This window comes from Deltaproteobacteria bacterium (assembly GCA_016709225.1).
In the GTDB taxonomy this organism is placed as follows: domain Bacteria; phylum Myxococcota_A; class Polyangia; order Nannocystales; family Nannocystaceae; genus Xiheibacterium; species Xiheibacterium phototrophicum.
In genome coordinates this window covers 2,912,680-2,929,906 of record JADJEE010000001.1, presented here as the reverse complement: position 1 = coordinate 2,929,906, position 17,227 = coordinate 2,912,680, and the positions used below count along the sequence as shown (strand labels likewise).

The window sequence follows — 17,227 nt, the reverse complement described above, 5'->3', positions numbered from 1 at the left end:
AATGCACGGGCACGACGACGAACCATCGCCAGCGTCCGACCTCGACGATGCACTCGCGGCCGCCCACGCCGACGGCGTGCCGCAGTCGCAGGGCTCGGCCCGCGAGGGCCGCGGCCACATCGACACGGTGATGGTGGTGGTGGTGCTGCCGGCCGAGACCGTGCAGGCGATGCTGCCGGCCGGGCTGCAGCTGGGACCCCAGCCGCTGGTGCCCGCGGGCCGACACCCGCTGCTCATCTCGCTGGCCCACGATCACTTCGACGCATGGTTCGGTGACATGGACTACCGCGAGGCCATGTTCGCGATCCCGTGGGTCGAGCTGGCCGACGAGCGCGCACCGCATCGGGGCCCGTTCGTGTACATGCCACGGCTGTACCTCGACGCCGCGATGCCGCAGGTGCTCGGTGAGCGTGTGTATGGCTACGAGAAGCTGGCGGCGACGATCGAGGCCGACGCCGGCAGCTTCACCGCCACCGACGAGCAGGGCGATCTGCTGGTGCGGGCGCGCTTCGAGCCCGACGGCGAGCCGCGGTCGCCGGACGGCTGGCCCAACTTCGCGTGGGTGCGCAAGCTGTTCGAGCAACCGACGGTGTCCCAGGCCCGTCGTCGGCTCGACCGCGACGCCCGCGAGGCCGCCGCCGCCGATCAACGCCTGCTGGGCAGCTGCGTGCGCTACCTGCTGGGCGGCGTCGACTGGGACGGTCGCGAGGTCGCGCCGACGATCCAACCGATGCAGGTCGAGCTGCAGCTCGGCAACGGCCTCACGCTCCCGGGCGGGCTGCCGCAGCACGCCATCGCGTCGCCGAGCCTGGCGGCGCACGTGATGGGTGCCTTTCGCATGCGCGCGCAGCAGGTCGTGTCGCTGCCGGGCTCGGTGGCCGAGGTCCGCTACGACGCACCGCTCGGGCGTCCGCTGAAGGTTGCGGTGCTCGGTGGCGGGCCGGCGGCGTGCAGCGCCGCGTTCTGGCTCGCGCGTCAGCGCGGCGCCTACGAGGTCTCCATCTTCACGCAGGGCTGGCGCATGGGGGGCAAGTGCGCTGCGAGTCGCAACCCCGACGCATGCGACCGCATCGAGGAGCACGGCCTGCACGCGTTCCCCGGCTTCTACCGCAACGCGTTCCGCACCGTCCGCGAGGTCTACCGCATCCTCGAGCGACCGCTGTCGTCGCCCGAGGGCCCGCTGGCGGCGGCGTTTCGCAGCCAGCCGCACGTCGGGGTCTTCGATCGCCACCGCGATGCGTGGCGCTACTTCCCCACGCCGCTCGACCCCAACCCCCGTGAGCCCGGCGTGGTGCCGCAGCGCGGTGGCGAGGTGCCGCTCCGGCTGGGCGACGCCCTGCAGCGGATGTTCGCACGCGCGGGCAGTGACGCGGCCACGCTGGCCGAGCGCGAGGCCGCCGACGAAGGCCGCATCGAACGCTCGCTCGGCGCGCTCGGGCATGGCTGGCAGCAGGCGCTCGGCGGCGTGCTGGAGTGGTTCGCGCAGGCCTCGGGCAACGCGATCGAGGCCTTCGTCGAGACCCCGCCGGCCGCGTCGCCGCTCAAGCGCACGCTGCTCGCGACGCTACGCCACATTCGCGATGCACTCGCGTGGTACTGGCGCGACCGCCAGGACGACCCCGATGCATGGTTCACCTGGGGCGGACTCGACACCGTGCTCACGCTGGCGATCGGTGTGCTCGAGGAGAGCACGCTCGACTTCGACGAACTCGACGAGCACGACTTCGTGACGTGGATGCGGCACTGGGGGCTGGCGCCCGAGCACGCTGCGGTGTCGTCGCTGATGCTGGTGTACGAGACGCTGTTCGCCCACCTCGACGACCGCGCGCCGTACCGCATGGGCGAGCTGGCCTGCGGTGTGGCGCTGCGATGGTTCCTGTTGGTGTCGTTCGGCTACGAGGGCGCGCCGGCCTACGACTTCGGCTGGTCGTGCGCCGAGACGCTCATCACCCCCTACTACCAGGCGCTGCGGCAGCTCGGGGCCGAGGTGCACTTCTTCCACCGCGTCGAGCGGCTGGGCTTCGCCGGCAGCGGCGATGACAAGCAGCTGTCGCGGGTGCACCTGCGCGTGCAGGCGACGGTCGCCGAGGGCCGCGAGTACCAGCCGCTGCGGCTCGACTACGACCCGCCGGCATGGCCGATGACGCCGGACTGGTCGCAGCTGCGCGAGGGCGCCGAGCTGCGCGAGCGTGGCATCGATCTCGAGTGTGCCTACGACGGCTGGCCCGGCGTCGGTGAGCGCGTGCTCGTGCAGGGCGACGACTTCGACGTCTGCGTGCTCGCGATCCCGCTCGGCGCGCTGCCGCCGGTGATCGACGAGCTCATCGACCCGCGCTCGCCGCACTTCGATCCCGACTGGCACGCGTTCGTCGACGGCACCGCGCTCACGCAGACGCTCTCGACCCAGCTGTGGTTCCGGCGCGACGCGGCGCAGCTGTTCGATCAGCGCGACGCCGCGACCGGGCGCTCGCGCGTGCGCGGACTGGCAACCGGCTTTGCCCAGCCCCAGGCCAGCTTCGGCGAGCTCTCTCACCTCATCGCGCACGAGCGCTGGCCTGCGCCAGCCCCGGTGTTGCTGACGTACCACACGGGTGCGCTCGAGGGCGCGGTACGGCTGCCGAGCGTAGGCGACGCGACGCGCGGCTTCCCGGCGGCGGAACGGCTGCGCGCGCGCGGCATCGTCGAGGCGTGGCTGCGGGAGAACCACCGCGGTCTGTTCGATGGCGAGCTCACGGACTTCGAGGCGCTGCTCGATGCCCTGGCGGTGCCGCCCGAGCAGGAGTGCAGCGGGATCGAGCGACTGTGGGCGCAGCACTTCAACATCGCGTGTCAGCCCAGCGATCTCTACGTGCTGAGCCGCCCGCGACAGACTCGGCTGCGACGAGCGCCGCACGACAGCGGCGCGCGCTTCTTGCTGCTCGCCGGCGACTGGACCAAGACCGACATGAACTGCGGCTGTGTCGAAGGCGCGACGCAGTCGGGGATGCTTGCAGCCCGCGCGCTGTCGGGCCACCCGATCTATGTCTGGCGCGTCGGGTTCTAGTTCTGACCCATCACAATCCCTGTGTCGAGGTACTAGCCCGCGCGGGGTCGCGGCTTTGGGGGGCACGGCTGGGGCCGTGCCCCGGGCGGTCGTGCGGGGTGTTGGCCGCGAAGCGGCGCGGGCCGCAGCTCGGGCCGCGTGTCGGGTCGGCGCGCAGTGGCTTTGCGTCCCGCCGCATCGGTGGCATACCCACTGCACCGTGCACGCACCCGTGCTCGACGAACCACTTCGCGCCTTCCGCGATGCGATCGGCTACCTCGCCGAGGGGCGCGACGCGGTCGAGCGCGCCATCGGTCTCGTCGAGCGCGAGGCGCCCGGCGCGGACGGCATGCTCGCGCGTGGGCTCGCGATCGCGTCGACGCTCGCGACGCTCCAGCTCGACGCCAGCGCCTTGCAGGCCGCGATCGTGCGGCCGGCCTGCGAGGACGGCCTGCCGCTCGAGCGGGTCGCGGAGGTCGCGGGTGCCGAGGTCGCGCGGCTCGTGACCGGTGTGCAGCGGCTCGAGCACATCCGTTGGGATCACCTCGAGCAGGAGGCCACCGAGAACCTCCGCAAGATGTTCCTCGCGATCGCCTCGGACATCCGCGTGGTGCTGCTGGCGCTGGCGGAGCGCGTACACGTGCTGCGCGGGCTCGATGCACGGCCCGAGCCCGAGCGTCGCGGCATCGCGCGCGAGACCATGGAGGTCTACGCCCCACTCGCGAATCGGCTCGGCATCTGGCAGATGAAGTGGGAGTTCGAAGACCTCGCGTTCCGAGCGCTGGAGCCCCAGACCTACCGCGAGATCAAGGCGCTGCTCGCCGACAAGCGCACCGCGCGGACCGCCGCCATCGAGCAGGTCATCACGCTGCTGCGCGAGCGCGTGGGCGAGCTCGGCATCGACGCCCGCGTCAGCGGCCGGCCCAAGCACATCTACAGCATCTACAAGAAGATGCAGCGCAAGCGCCTGGGCTACGAGCAGATCTACGACGTCAGCGCGGTTCGGGTGATCGTCGATCGGATCGAAGACTGCTACGGCGTGCTGGGCATGGTCCACGGGCTGTGGACGCCGATCGCTGGCGAGTTCGACGACTACATCGCGCGCCCCAAGGGCAACGACTACCGCTCGCTGCACACCGCGGTGGTCGGCCCCGATGGCAAGCCGCTCGAGGTGCAGATCCGCACCCAGGAGATGCACGAGTACAACGAGTACGGCGTGGCGGCGCACTGGCGCTACAAAGAGGGCGCGTCGCGGGCCGACAAGCGCTTCGACGCGAAGATCAACCTCCTGCGTCAGCTGATGGCGTGGCAGCGCGAGGTCACCGTCGCGCCCGAGCACAACGACGACGGCGAGCTCGCCAACGCCATGCGCTCGGAGCTGTTCACCGACCAGGTCTACGTGTTCACGCCCGGCGGCGAGGTCGTCGATCTGCCGCAGGGCGCGACCCCGGTCGACTTCGCCTACCGCATCCACACCGACGTCGGCCATCGCTGCCGCGGCGCCAAGGTCAACGGCCAGATCGTCACGCTCGACTATCGCCTGCAGACCGGCGAGCGGGTCGAGATCATCACTGCGAAGCAGCCCAAGCCCAGCCGCGACTGGATCAATCCGCAGCTCGGCTTCGTGCACACCTCGAGCGCACGGCAGAAGATCAAGGCCTACTTCCGGGCGCAGCAGCGCGACGCAGCGATCGCCCAGGGCCGCGAGGTCGTCGAGCGCGAGCTCGAGCGCCTCGGCATCGCGTCACGCGGCGTCGAGTCGATCCTGAGCTTCTACCCCCGCTACGCGGCGCTCGACGACCTGCTGGCGGCGATTGGCTTCGGCGACGTCGTGCCGCAGAGCATCGGCACTCGCCTGCTCGAGTGGATCGAGCTCGAGCGCGCTGCGACGCAGCCGGTGCCGCAGACCACCGCGCCGATCGAGCCCGCCGCGAAGCGGGCCGCGCAGGTCAGCATCGCCGGCGTCGAGGACGTGATGAGCCACCCCGCGCGCTGCTGCAATCCGGTGCCGGGCGACGACGTGGTTGGCTACATCACCCGCGGTCGCGGCCTGGCGATCCATCGCGTCGACTGCAGCAACGCCCGTACGGACCACGAGCCCGAGCGGTGGATGCCGCTGTCGTGGGGGGCCCGGCGCAACCAGACCTATCCTGTGGCGGTGCGCATCGTCGCCGACGACCGCGCGGGCATGCTGCGCGACGTGCTCGACATCGTCGCGCAGGAGGGCGTCAACATCGCCAACACCGCGGCGGTGAAGTCGCCCCGCGAGCAGACCTCGACCATCACGCTGCAGCTCGAGATCCGCAGTGCCGAGCAGGTCGTGCGCATCATGAACCGCATCGAGCGCGCGGCCGGCATCCGCAGCGTGCGACGCGTGAGCGTCTGAGCCCGGGCACGGCGGCTCCCGCTGGCGGCGGGCGCGGTCGGTTCGGACGCGCGGGCGATCTCGTGATCGGTCGGCCCGCTCGCGAGTCTAGCCGGCATGGACCGGACGACATCGAGCACGTCTACGCGTTCGTTCGCTGCGCCGGTGGTGGCCCTGCTGGGGCTCGCCTTCGGTGGCGCGTGTGAGCCCCGTCGCGGCGATGCGGCGGGCACGGACTCGAGCAGCTCGGGTGAGCCGGCGTCGAGCGACGATGCGGCGGCGTCGGACTCGCACGCCAGCAGCGGCGAGGGCGACGCGTCGAGCGGTGGTCCGATCCTGCCGTGCACCGACTGCGATGGGCCGCCGACGGTGTTGTGGCAGCACGCCGAGGGTGGGCCGTACTGGGAGTCCGCGTTCGCGGCCGGGGTCTCGCCGAGCGGCCGCATCGCCGCTGCGGGACCGGTGGACTGGCCGTTCACGAGCGGCTTCCTCTCGATCTACGAGGCCGACGGCACGCTCGTGACGACGCTCGCCACGCCCGACAACGCCTACGGACTGGTGTGGGACAGCGAGACGTCGTTCGTCGTCGCTGCGCAGATGCCCGGGGGTACCGGCGTCTCGAACCTGCGCCGGTACGATCAAGACGGCAACGAGCTATGGTCGCGCACGGAGGCCGACACATCGATCGGCGCGCTCACCCGCACCACGGGCGGCACTCTGATCACCGGTGGCGGAACCTCGACCAGCGGGCTCATCGCGCGCTATGACGCCAGCGGTGCACCACTGGCGACCATCTCGACGCCGATCGATCTCTACATCTCCGATCTCGCCGTGGGCCACGACGGCCTGCTCGCCGTCGGCACCGACGTCGTCGACAACCCGTGGATCGGCAAGTACGACGGCCACGACGAGCTGCTGTGGTCCCACACGGAGGTGGGCAGCGACACCAAGGCGGTCGCGGTCGCGGAGGATGGCACGGTCTTCGCGGCCATCCAGACCGTCGCCGACACCCCTCGGCTGCTGAGCTTCGCACCGGACGGGACGCCGTTGCCCGACGTCGCGCTCCCGTGGGCGTACGGGCTCATCACCGACCTGCGGGCGCTGGCCGACGGTGACGTGCTGGTGGTGACTTCGGTGACCGAAGCCAGCGTGCATTGCTCGCTGACGCGGGTCACGTCCGCGGGGCAGATGACCTGGGGCGTCGCGTTCGCCGACTTCGCCGAGTTCGGTGACAACGAGTGCACGGAGGTGCACGTCGCCCCCGACGGGACGCTCGTCGCTGCGGGCGTCATGCGCGACCTGACGGGCGACGGCGATCCGTGGATCGTCGCGGTACAGCCGTGACTAGCCAGCGCTGCGCCGCGCCGTGTCGCGCTTGGCCTTGGCCTTGGGCTTGTCGGCGGGCGTGGCGGTGCGCGTCGCGGTCTCGCTGCGCTTGGCCGCGCCGCTGCGCTTCGCACCGCGGCCCTTGTCCGTCCGCGCCGACGCGACCAGCTCGGCCGCGTGATCGCGCGCGCTCTGGGTGACCTTGGCGCCGCCGAGCATGCGCGCAATCTCCTCGACTCGTTCCTGGTCGTCGAGGCGCGCGACCTCGGTGATGGTTCGCCCCTTGCGCTGCAGCTTTCCGACGCGGAAGTGGGCGTCGGCGAAGGCGGCGATCTGCGGCAGGTGGGTCACGCACAGCACCTGGTGGTGCGCGGCGGCCCGCTGCAGGCGACGGCCGATCGACTCGGCGACCGCACCGCCGACACCGGCGTCGACCTCGTCGAACACGTAGGTCGCGATGCGATCCTCGGCCGCGAGCGCGCCCTTGAGCGCCAGCAGCACGCGCGAGAGCTCGCCACCGGACGCGACCTTGCGCAGCGGCGCCAGCGGCTCGCCGGGGTTGGCCGAGAACAGGAACTCGACGCGATCGAAGCCATCGGGCCCGGGCTCGGCGTCGCGCTCGATCTGCACCTGCATGCGCGCCTTGGGGATGTGCAGCGCGGCGAGCTCCTGCTCGATCGCCGCGGCCAGGCCCGTGGCGGCCTCGGTGCGCGCGACGTGCAGCCGCTGCGCGCTTTGGTTCGCGGCCGCGAGCAGCTCGTCGGTGCGATCGCCCAGCGCACGCAGGTGCTCGTCGGCGTGCTCGAGCTGCTCGAGCTCGGCCCGCATCTGCGCGAGCTTGTCGGCCAGCTCGCCGATGCCGACGCCGTGCTTTCGACGCAGGCGTTCCAGCTCGTGCAGACGATCGTCGGCGGCCTCGAGCTCGCCGGGCTCCACCTCCAGCTCGTCGGCAAAGCGCGCAGCGGCGCGCGCCGCCTCTTCGCAGGCGATCTGCGCCACCGCGAGCTGCTCTTCGATGAGCCCGAGGTGGTTCGAGTCGTCGCGACCGCCCTTGGCGCGATCGAGCAGCGACGCCAGCCGGCCTGCGACCGCGTCGTCGGCGTCGTACAGCGTCGCGTGGGCCTCGCGGGCGAACTCGGCCCAGCGCTGGGCGTTGCGCAACAGCGTGACGCGGCGCGACAGCGCCTCGTACTCGTCGAGGTCGGGCGCCACCGCGTCGAGCTCGTCGACCGCGAAGCGCAGGTAGTCGAGGTGGCGCTCACGCGTGGCGGCGCGCTCCTGCAGCTCGTGCAGCGCGCGACGTGATTGCTGCCAAGCGTGGTAGCGGCCGTGGTGCTCGGCCAGCTCGCCGCCGAGCTTGGCCCACGCGTCGAGCACCTCGAGGTGGCGCGTGGCGTGGGTGAGGAAGTGGTGCTCGTGCTGACTGCAGATGTCGACCAGCTCCTCGCCGACCTCGGCCAGCACGGCCTGCGTCACGAGGCCGCCGGCCACCGCCGCACGGCTGCGACCGGCGCGGGTGATCGCGCGATGGACCAGCAGGCCGTCCTCGCCGTCGACCTCGGGGCTGTGGCCGTGGCGCTCGAGCACCGCACGTACGCGCTCCACCTGTGCGGCGTCGAGATCGAACTGCGCGTCGACCTCGGCGCTGTCGCCCCCCTCGCGCACCAGCTCGACGCGACCACGCGCGCCGCGTACGAGCGACAACGCGCCGACGATGATCGACTTGCCGGCCCCGGTCTCGCCGGTGAGCACGTTCAGGCCGGGCACGAGATCGAGGGCGACGTCTTCGAGCAGCGCGAGACCGCGAATGCGCAGGTGCAGCAACATGGTCGGCTGGACACTACCCGCCCCAGCCGAGCTTGAGCGCGAGCACGTCGAACACCGTCGCGCGTGGCGGCACCAGCCGCAGTGGCGCGTCCGCGCGGCGGATCGCCACGCGATCTCCGACCAGCAGCGGACAGCCCCACTGGCCGTCGATGGACAGGGTCGCGGGGCCCGCGTCCTCCGGGCCGAGGTACTCGATCGCGACGGTGTGCCCCGCGCGCGTCACCACCGGCCGATGGGTCAGCGTGTGCGGACAGATCGGCGTGATGGTCCAGGTGTCGGTGTCGGAGTCGACGATCGGTCCGCCGGCCGCGAGGTTGTATGCGGTGGAGCCCATCGGGGTCGACACGATCAGGCCATCGGCGCGCAGCGACGCGGCGAAGTTGCCCGCGATGCTGGTACGCAGCTGCAGCATGCGCGGCAACTCGCCGTGCTTCACGTAGGTGTCGTTGCAGCCGGTCTGCGTCGCGTGCAGCTTGCCGCCGCGGAACAGCTCGACCTGCATGCGCAGCCGCGGCTGCCACACCAGCTCGCCCGCGGTCGCGGCCCGCAGCGCCTCGTCGAGCTCGGCGGCGCCATAGGCGGCCAGGAAGCCGAGGTTGCCGAGGTTCACGCCCATCAACGGGATCGGCCGCGCGCCGACCCAGCGGGCGGCCCGGAGCAGGGTGCCGTCGCCGCCCAGCGCCACCACGAGGTCGATCTGGGTGGTGACGTCGTCGAGCTCGAGCGCGACGTGGTCGCTGCTGGGGCGGGCGCCGGAGCTCTGCAGCCACTCGCGCGGCAGCAGCACCGAGACGCCGTGGGTCGCCAACGTCTCGAGCGCGGCGTGGGTGGCCTTGCGGGCGTCGTCGCCGTCGCGCGGATACAGCAGGATCGAGCGCGTGGCGGCGATCGGCGAGCGGTCGGTGGGGATCACGGATCCTCGGGCGCGTAGATGTAGCCCTGGTGCTGGAACAGGCAGATGCGTCCGCCACCCTCGCCGCGGGCGCGCTCGAGCGCCGCGTCGCAGAGCTCCACCAGCTCGCGCAGTGCGTGCACGTCGCGGTTCGGGAAGAACGCCACGCCGATGCTCACGGTCTTGCCGCCGCTGCGGCTGCGGGCGTCGCGGGCGATGCGTTCGGCGACCGCGAGCGCCCCCGGAAAGTGGGTGTTGGGCAGCGCGACCAGGAATCCGCCGGGTCGTGCAGGGAACACGAGATCGATCTTGCGGACCGTCGCGTCGATCACCGCGCGCAGCGTTGCGCGCAGGTCGGGGGCAGCCTCGTCCTCTCCGTCGATGGCGATGCGCAGGCACGCGAGCGGATCGCTGTAACGCTCGGCGCGATCGAACTCCTGCTCGAGCCGCCGCAGGTGTGCACCGTCGAGCCGTCCGTCCTCGGTGACACCGGGCTCGCGTGCGTGCTCATCGCCCAGCATGCGACGCGCGCGGAGCAACGCGTCCACGCGTGCGCGCAGCTCCTCGGGATCGTAGGGCTTGCCGAGGTAGTCGTCGGCGCCCGAACGCAGGCCCTCGACGCGCGCGTTCACGGAGTTGCGCGTGCTGACCATGATGACCGGCAGATAGGTCTGCTGGGTCTTGGCCTTGAGGATGCGGCAGCACTCGAGGCCCGACAGTCGCGGCATCACGACGTCGAGCATCACGAGGTCGGGGCGCTCGCGCGCGAACACTTCGAGTGCGTGCTGGCCATCGGTCGCGTCGACCACGATGTGGCCGCCGGCCTCGAGCGCGTCGCGCGCAGCACGGCGATCTGCCTCCGTGTCATCCGCGACGAGGATGCGCGCCGGCCGGGCGGGCAGGGGCCCGGCGGTGTCGCTCGCGGGAGAGGTCACGTCGGCCATCGTGGGGCGGGGCGGGGTTGGGGTGGTCTCGAAGGCCTTCGGGCGCGCGCCCGGGTCGACCACGACGCCCGTCAGTGTAGCCCGTCTGGGCCCGTCTTGACAGCGACGCGGGGCCCGAGGCAGGCTCCGCCCCCATGGGGACGATGTACCCGAAGCCGAACGAAATCCGCCGTGACTGGTGGGTAGTGGACCTGAGCGGGCAGACGCTGGGCCGCGCTGCGAGCCAGATCGCGAGCCTGCTGCGGGGCAAGCACAAGCCCATCTTCACGCCCCATGCCGATGCCGGTGACTTCGTCATCGTCATCAACGCCGAGAAGGTGAAGCTGACCGGGCGCAAGCTCGATCAGAAGCTGTACCACAGCCACACCGGATTCCTCGGTCACATGAAGAGCGTGCCGGCGCGACAGATGCTCGCCGACAAGCCCGAGGAGCTGATCAAGCAGGCCGTGCGGCGCATGTTGCCGCGCAACGCGAACGGTCGCGCGACCTTCAGCAAGCTCAAGATCTACGCCGGCGCCGAGCATCCCCACTCGGCCCAGAACCCCAAGCCCTTCACGCCCGTCGCCTAGGATCCCATGGCCTTCTCCAACGACTCGATGACGTACTACGCGACCGGACGCCGCAAGACTGCGGTCGCGCGCGTGTGGCTCTTCAACGGTGGTGGCCGCATCACCATCAACCGCCGCGAGGCCGAGCGCTACGTGACGCGCCCGACGAACATGAAGATCGTCGAGCAGCCGCTCGTGGCCACCAACACCCGCGACAAGTTCGACGTGTGGTGCACGGCCAAGGGTGGTGGTCTGTCGGCGCAGTCGGGCGCCGTGCGCCTGGGCATCGCCCGCGCACTGCTGCGCATCTCGGACGAGTATCGCGAGGCGCTCAAGGAGAACGGCTACCTCACCCGCGACTCCCGGAAGAAGGAGCGCAAGAAGTACGGTCGCAAGGGCGCTCGCGCGCGCTTCCAGTTCAGCAAGCGCTAGGCGACGCAACGTCAGCATCGCGGTTGCGATGCGGGCCAGAGAATCTCGAAGGACGCGCGGGTGGGGAACCATTCCGCGCGTTCGTGCGTTCGAAGGCCGCCGTTGGTGCGCGCGCCAAACCGACATTCCCACCGCGGGCGCGCCCGCACGTGGGCGGAATCCCCTCGTAGTCGCGGTTTGCCGCGGGTTCGAGGCACTTTTGATCTGGCGCTCGCCGACGCGGCGAAGAACAATACGGCTCGAGCACATCGCGGCCAGTCACACCTGACCTCGACGTGCTCTCTCTTAGCCTGCCATGCGTTGTCTTGCTCCCGTCGAACTCCATTCGATCTTCGCGTCGTACGTCGCGGCGATCGAATGCCGCATGGTGGTTGTCCAACGGTTGGTGCGAGCTGTCGCCCGTCCTCGTCCTCGGATCCTGGCGCGCGCTTTCGGCGAAGTTTCGCCGTGAGTGCGACGTCCATGGCCCGGTGACGCGGCCAAGCGCTCGGCCCCGCACGAACCCCTCGAACTGATCCACAGGAGAATACCCCTCGATGTTGACCCACAAGAAGTTCATCGCTGCCTTCGCGCTGCTCTCCCCCCTCTTCGGCGCTTGCGTCGTCACCGACGGTGACGACGATGGTGCCTCCACCGGCGGCGCCACCGACTCGGCTTCGGCCTCGGCCTCGGCCTCGGCGACCGACTCGGCGTCGGCCTCGGCTTCGGCTTCGGCGACCGACTCGGCCTCGGCCTCGGCTTCGGCGTCGGCCTCGGCTTCGGCTTCGGCGACCGACTCGGCGAGCGCCACCGGCGACTCGACCGGTCCTGACACCGACACCGGCGGCAGCGCTGGCTACTGCAACTTCACCTGCGCCGAGGCGATCGACTGCTGCGCCGGCGAGCCCACCTGCGAGGCCGGCATCGGTACCTATCCGTACGCGTGGACGTGCGACGGTGGCTTCTGCGCCTTCGGCGGCTGTACCTCCGACGACGAGTGCACCATGGGCGGCGCGTTGCCGGCGTGGATCTGCGCCGACATCGGCGGTGGCACCATGGCGTGCCAGCCGGGCTGCGCGGCCGACATGGACTGCGAGGACCAGTTCCTGATGGGCTGGACCTGCACCGGTGGCGACGGCAGCTACTGCCAGCCGCCGGGCTGCACCGCCGACGCGGACTGCGGCGCGGGCTTCACCTGCGACACCGAGACCGGCGCCTGCCTGGTCCCGCCGTGCACCGCGGACGCCGACTGCGGCGACCTGGTCTGCGACACCGCCACCGGCCTGTGCGGCTGCACCGACGACGCGCAGTGCGGCGAGGGCAGCAGCTGCGTGATCGAGTAGTCGATCGCGCGTCGTTCCCTTCGAACGACACCAAGGGCGTCACGGCACATCGCCGTGGCGCCCTTCTTCGTTGGTTCGCGCGCTCGCTTCAGGTGCCGCCGATGCCGTCGACCTTCTGGTCGCCGATCACCTCGAGCGAACCCGGGCAATCGAGCGACTTCAGGAACGCGACGAGATCCGCGATCTGATCATCGGTGAGCTTGCGATCCAAGAGGTTCGCGTCGACCGGCCCGTGATCGCGCACGCCGCCGCCGGCCATGATGCGCACCGCCTCCTCGAGGGTGGCGACGCTGCCGTCGTGGAAGTAGGGAGCGGTGCGGGCGACGTTGCGCAGCGTCGGCGTGCGGAACATGAAGTTCTCGTCGGCGTTGCTGGAGATCTTGCCGCGACCGAGATCGGCACCCTCGGCGGCGGGCTCGCTCGCGCCGATGCCGGTGCGATGGAAGAGGCCATCGGTGAAGTTGTCCTGCGCGTGGCAGGTGATGCAGCCCGCGGTGGTGCTGAAGAGCGCCCAGCCGCGCTTGGCCGCCTCGTCCTGGGCGTCGCGGTCGTGCGCCGTGTCGCCGCACAGCAGCGTGCGCTCGTAGGCCGATAGCGCCTGCGTGACGTGCTTGCCGGTGATCGCGGTGCCTGGCGCGAGTCCGAACGCCTTGGCGAACGCGTCGGCGTACTCGGGCAGCGCGCCGATCTCCGCGGCCTTGGCCTCGACGCCGTCGCCGAGGCCCATGTTGCCGCCCTTGAGCGCGCCGAGGCCCTGCGCCTCGAGGTCGGCGGCACGCCCGTCCCAGTACAGCGCCGACAGCAGCCCGACGTTCCAGATCGTGGGTGAGTTGCGGGGCAGGTCCTTGTTGCCGGGGCCCAGCGCCTTCGCGCGGCCGTCGGCGTTGCCGAGCTCGTTCTGGTGGCAGCTGTAGCAGCTGCGCGAGCCGTCGACCGACAGGCGCTTGTCCATGAACAGGCGGTGACCGAGCTCGACCTTCGCGGCCGACATCGGGTTGTCGTCGGGCACCTTCGGCGGCGTGTGGATGCCGGTCGGCAGCTGCCAGCTCCACGCCGCCGCGGGCGTAGCGGCACCATCGTCGACCGCGTCGTCGGCCTTGTCGTCGGCCTTGTCGTCGGGCTTGTCGTCGGGCTTGGCGTCGGGCTTGGCCGCCGTCTTCGCGTCGGCCTTGGCGGCCGTCTTGGCGTCGCCCTTGGCGTCGGGGGCGTTGCCGCCACAGGCGGGGGCGAGCAGCGTGAGTGCGAGGGCTGCGATCGTTGCCGCGTTGCCGTTCAGCATGGCCCGCACGCTACCCGAGCGCGCCCGCTTCATCCACCGGGACGGCGGCCGACCATCCCCGCGCCCGCGCGGCGCGGGCGGGCTGCTATCCTCGCCCGCGTCATGTCGTTCGCGGGCCGTCGTGCACCCGTGTCCGCCGGTGCCTTCGCGGTGCTCGCGGTGGGTTCGTTCGCGGTGCTGTCGCTGCTGCCCGGCCTGGGCGACGCCGGCTTCTGGAGCGGCGCCGAGCTCGGCGTGCTGGACCGCGCGGCCGCGGCGACCGGTGAAGCGCGCACGGGTCTCGTGCGCGCGCCGGCACTGCCCGATCTACTGCGCACGTTCACGTGGTCGAAGCTCGGCGGTGAGCTGGGCCTGCGGCTGCCCCACGCGCTCGCCGTCGCGATCACAGCCGCGGCCTGTACGTGGCTGGCGCGGGCGCGCGGCGCCACCACGTGGGTCTCGATCGCCGCCGGTGTGATCGCACTGTCGATGCCGGCGCTCGCGATCGCGGGGCGCACGGTGATGGGCGATCCCTTCGGCGAGTGCTTCGGGGTGCTCGCGGTGGTCGCCGCGCTGGCGGGCGAGCGCGCCGCGGGGCCCAGTCGGGCGCTGGGGTTCGCGGCGTCGCTGGTGGCGATTGCGGCCGCGGTCGCCAGCGCGGGGCTCTTGCTCGGCGGTTTGGTGCCCGGCTTCGCGATGCTGGCGATGTTGCCGGCAACCGCGGAGCTGCGCCGCCGCGCGCTCGCGGCGGGCCTGCTGGTGGCCGCCGCGATCTCGGCGTGGCTGGTGGTGCACCAGGGCGACGGCTTCATCCCGCTGCTCGGCGCGGCGAAGGACCTCGAGCTGGTCGACAAGCCCGAGCTGCGCCGCTTCACCGCCGCGTTGTCCGATCTCGGGCACCAGAGCTTCCCGTGGCTGCCGCTGGCAGTGGTCGGGCTCGCGCTGGGGCGCGACCGCGGCCTCGCGGGGTGGCTGCTCGGCGGCGTGGTGATGTGCAGCGCGTGGTCGCTGATCTACGGCCTCACCGACGTCCCGCTGCGCGTCCCGGTCGCAATCGCGGCCGCGGGCGCGCTCGCGTCGCTGTCCGATCCTCGCGCCGCGCGTCCGCGTCGGCGCGCCGCCGTGCTGCTGGCGGTGTTCGGCACACTCGCACTCGCCAAAGATCTCGAGCTGGCGCCCGAGACCATTGCAGTGCCGCTGCACGCGTTCGCGGTCAACGAGTACCCCGCCGACCTGCTCGGCACCGCCGCGCAGCTGGGCCGCTTCGCGAAGCTGCTGGCGCTGGTGCTCGTCGTCGGGCTCGCGCTCGCACCCGGCGACGACGACGGCCGCCGATGGTCGCGCGTGCGCGCCCGCGTGCCGGCGGTCGTGGGCGAGCACGCCGCAGTCGTGCTGGCGCTGGCGCTGGCGGCCGCGTTCGCCTGGCAGCAGACCCACGGCCTGCTGCGCGAGACCAGCGCGAAGCTCTCGCCCCGCGCGGTGCTCGACCACTTCGCGGGTTTGGTGGAGGCAGGCGAGCTCGAGCCGACCCTCGGCACCCATCGTGTGCGCGACCGCGGCCTCGCGTTGTACGGGCCCGCCAGCCTCGAGCCGCTGCCCAATCGCCGGGAGATCTACGATCGCCTCGCCGGCGAGACGCCGACCGCCGTGTTGCTGCGCGCGCTCGACGTCCCCGCGGTCTACCAGCAGCACCGCCAACATGGCGTGCCGATGTTCGTGCTCGACGACACGCACGAGGACCTGCGGCTCATCAGCAACGTGCTGCCCGCGGGCGAGGTCGATCACAACCGCATTCTCGAGGTGTTGTTCGACGCACCGCCGGCGCTCGAGCACGAGACGCTGGTGCGCTTCGAGGAGTTCGTCGAGGTCATCGCGTGGCAGATCGACGCGCCGATCGTCCGCGGTCGGCGGCACACGGTGCAGATGGTGCTGCGCGTGCTCAAGCCGGTACCCGGCGGCGCCAAGATGTTCGCGCGCTTGCTCGGCGGGCGACTGTCGCGGATGAACCCCGACGCCCAGCCGCTCGCCGAGGACCTCTACCCGTGCAACCTGTGGCGGCCGGGCGACTACATCCTGCATCGCGCCAGCTTCGACGCGCCGTTGACCGAGGTGCCGGGCAGCTATGACCTCGTGATCGGGCTGCGACGCGGCGAGACCAAGAACTTCGAGATCAGCGTGCCCGCAGGGGCCGACGGGGAATTCGGCGTGCACATCGACGACCCGAAGCGGGGCTACGCCCGCATCGGCACCGTCACCGCCTGGTGATGCGCGCTCGGGGCTCGCGCGCCGTCGTCGGCCGTGCGCTGCGCGATCGAGGCGGGGGCACCAGCTCGTCGAGCGCGCGCATGCTCGCGCCGAGTTGCTGCTCGCCCCAGCGCACCAGCGCGTCGATGAACGCACGCACGGCGGCGGGCTGCAGCTCGCGCTCGACGAACACCACCGACAGACGTACCTCGCGCTCGAAGATGCCGGGCAGCACCCGCACCAGCTCGCCGCGCTGCAGCGCCTCGGACACGACCATGAGCGGCATCAAGGCGATGCCGAGCCCGGCGCGGACGGCCTCCTCGAGCACGACCATGTCGTTGCACGACATCGCGCCGGCGATCGCGACCCGGCGGCCGCGCGCGGTGGTCCAGTGGGTCGCCGGCAGCTCGCCGCGCTCGAAGCCTTGGATGCAGCGGTGCGCGCGGAGGTCCTCGACGCGACGCGGCGTGCCGGCGCGGGCGAGGTATGCCGCCGAGGCGACCGCGACCACGCGTGAGCGCCCGACGGTGCGTGCCATCAGCCCCGGCTCGAGCTGCATGCTCGCCCGCAGCGCGACGTCGTAGCCGCCCCGGCGCAGGTCGACCATCTGCGTGGTCACGTTCACGTGCACGCGCACCTCGGGGTGTGCGATCGCGAAGTCCCGCACCAGTGCGGCGATGTTGGAGCCGTGCACCGGCGGCACCGAGACCCGCAGGTCGCCGCGGAGGGTCGAGTCGTCGCGACGCACGCTGGCCTCGGCCTGGGCGACCGCGTCGAGCACGAGTCGTGCGTGGCGGTAGAGCGCCTCGCCGGCCTCGCTGACCGCCAAGCTGCGGGTCGAACGACGCAGCAGACGGACCCCGAGCCGGCGCTCGAGTCGCGACAGCCGTCGCCCGAGTGTCGAGCGCGGGACGCCCAGCTCGGCGGCCGCGCGGGACAACGAGCGCGCGTCGACGGTGGTCGCAAACGCCAGCAGATCGGTGGTCTCGAGCGGTTCGGACATTTGGAGCGGTTCCTGCCCAATCATGGCCGTTGTTGCGACATTGC

12 protein-coding genes are annotated in these 17,227 nt (G+C 71.7%); 7 read left to right on the top strand and 5 right to left on the bottom strand.

Annotated features, from left to right (window positions below; genetic code table 11):
* Nucleotide 1: 1 nt before the first annotated feature.
* From IPH07_11890 to IPH07_11880, 3 genes are all read left to right on the top strand, one after another.
* Nucleotides 2-3,043 carry an NAD(P)-binding protein gene (locus IPH07_11890; protein ID MBK6918093.1) on the top strand — a complete coding sequence of 1,014 codons (3,042 nt, stop codon included), beginning with the start codon at nucleotides 2-4 and terminating at the stop codon, nucleotides 3,041-3,043.
* 199 nt (nucleotides 3,044-3,242) lie between these two features.
* On the top strand, nucleotides 3,243-5,408 hold the full coding sequence (locus tag IPH07_11885) for a bifunctional (p)ppGpp synthetase/guanosine-3',5'-bis(diphosphate) 3'-pyrophosphohydrolase (GenBank protein ID MBK6918092.1): 2,166 nt from the start codon (nucleotides 3,243-3,245) through the stop codon (nucleotides 5,406-5,408).
* A gap of 144 nt (nucleotides 5,409-5,552) precedes the next feature.
* Nucleotides 5,553-6,731: a hypothetical protein gene (locus IPH07_11880; GenBank protein MBK6918091.1), complete on the top strand. Its 1,179-nt coding sequence runs from the start codon at nucleotides 5,553-5,555 to the stop codon at nucleotides 6,729-6,731.
* Here the strand turns inward: IPH07_11880 and recN are convergent, their stop codons facing one another.
* The 3 genes from recN to IPH07_11865 are packed head-to-tail and all read right to left on the bottom strand — an operon-like array spanning nucleotide 6,732 to nucleotide 10,367.
* Nucleotides 6,732-8,540, bottom strand: a complete 1,809-nt coding sequence (gene recN / locus IPH07_11875; protein MBK6918090.1) for a DNA repair protein RecN — start codon at nucleotides 8,538-8,540, stop codon at nucleotides 6,732-6,734.
* 13 nt (nucleotides 8,541-8,553) lie between these two features.
* The gene (locus IPH07_11870; protein ID MBK6918089.1) at nucleotides 8,554-9,453 is read right to left on the bottom strand and encodes an NAD(+)/NADH kinase; all 900 of its coding nucleotides are present in this window, start codon (nucleotides 9,451-9,453) and stop codon (nucleotides 8,554-8,556) included.
* Nucleotides 9,450-10,367 (bottom strand): response regulator, encoded by a 918-nt coding sequence (locus IPH07_11865; GenBank protein MBK6918088.1) that lies wholly within the window; start codon nucleotides 10,365-10,367, stop codon nucleotides 9,450-9,452. Before IPH07_11865 ends, IPH07_11870 begins: the two co-directional genes overlap by 4 nt.
* A 143-nt stretch (nucleotides 10,368-10,510) precedes the next feature.
* Between IPH07_11865 and rplM the strand changes: the two genes are divergently transcribed.
* The 3 genes from rplM to IPH07_11850 all read left to right on the top strand — a co-directional run bounded on the left by rplM (nucleotide 10,511) and on the right by IPH07_11850 (nucleotide 12,678).
* Nucleotides 10,511-10,945: a 50S ribosomal protein L13 gene (rplM, locus tag IPH07_11860; GenBank protein MBK6918087.1), complete on the top strand. Its 435-nt coding sequence runs from the start codon at nucleotides 10,511-10,513 to the stop codon at nucleotides 10,943-10,945.
* A gap of 27 nt (nucleotides 10,946-10,972) precedes the next feature.
* The gene (gene rpsI / locus IPH07_11855) at nucleotides 10,973-11,356 is read left to right on the top strand and encodes a 30S ribosomal protein S9 (GenBank protein MBK6918086.1); all 384 of its coding nucleotides are present in this window, start codon (nucleotides 10,973-10,975) and stop codon (nucleotides 11,354-11,356) included.
* Between the two features lie 536 nt (nucleotides 11,357-11,892).
* On the top strand, nucleotides 11,893-12,678 hold the full coding sequence (locus tag IPH07_11850; protein MBK6918085.1) for a hypothetical protein: 786 nt from the start codon (nucleotides 11,893-11,895) through the stop codon (nucleotides 12,676-12,678).
* 88 nt (nucleotides 12,679-12,766) lie between these two features.
* Here IPH07_11850 and IPH07_11845 read toward each other — a convergent pair whose 3' ends face one another.
* The gene (locus IPH07_11845) at nucleotides 12,767-13,957 is read right to left on the bottom strand and encodes a c-type cytochrome (GenBank protein MBK6918084.1); all 1,191 of its coding nucleotides are present in this window, start codon (nucleotides 13,955-13,957) and stop codon (nucleotides 12,767-12,769) included.
* 102 nt (nucleotides 13,958-14,059) lie between these two features.
* On the opposite strand from IPH07_11845, the gene IPH07_11840 reads away from it, so the two are divergent.
* Nucleotides 14,060-16,201, top strand: a complete 2,142-nt coding sequence (locus IPH07_11840; protein MBK6918083.1) for a hypothetical protein — start codon at nucleotides 14,060-14,062, stop codon at nucleotides 16,199-16,201.
* On the opposite strand, the gene IPH07_11835 is transcribed toward IPH07_11840, so the two are convergent.
* On the bottom strand, nucleotides 16,188-17,183 hold the full coding sequence (locus IPH07_11835; GenBank protein MBK6918082.1) for a substrate binding domain-containing protein: 996 nt from the start codon (nucleotides 17,181-17,183) through the stop codon (nucleotides 16,188-16,190). The two genes, IPH07_11840 and IPH07_11835, sit on opposite strands and share 14 nt — an antisense overlap.
* Nucleotides 17,184-17,227 lie beyond the last annotated feature (44 nt).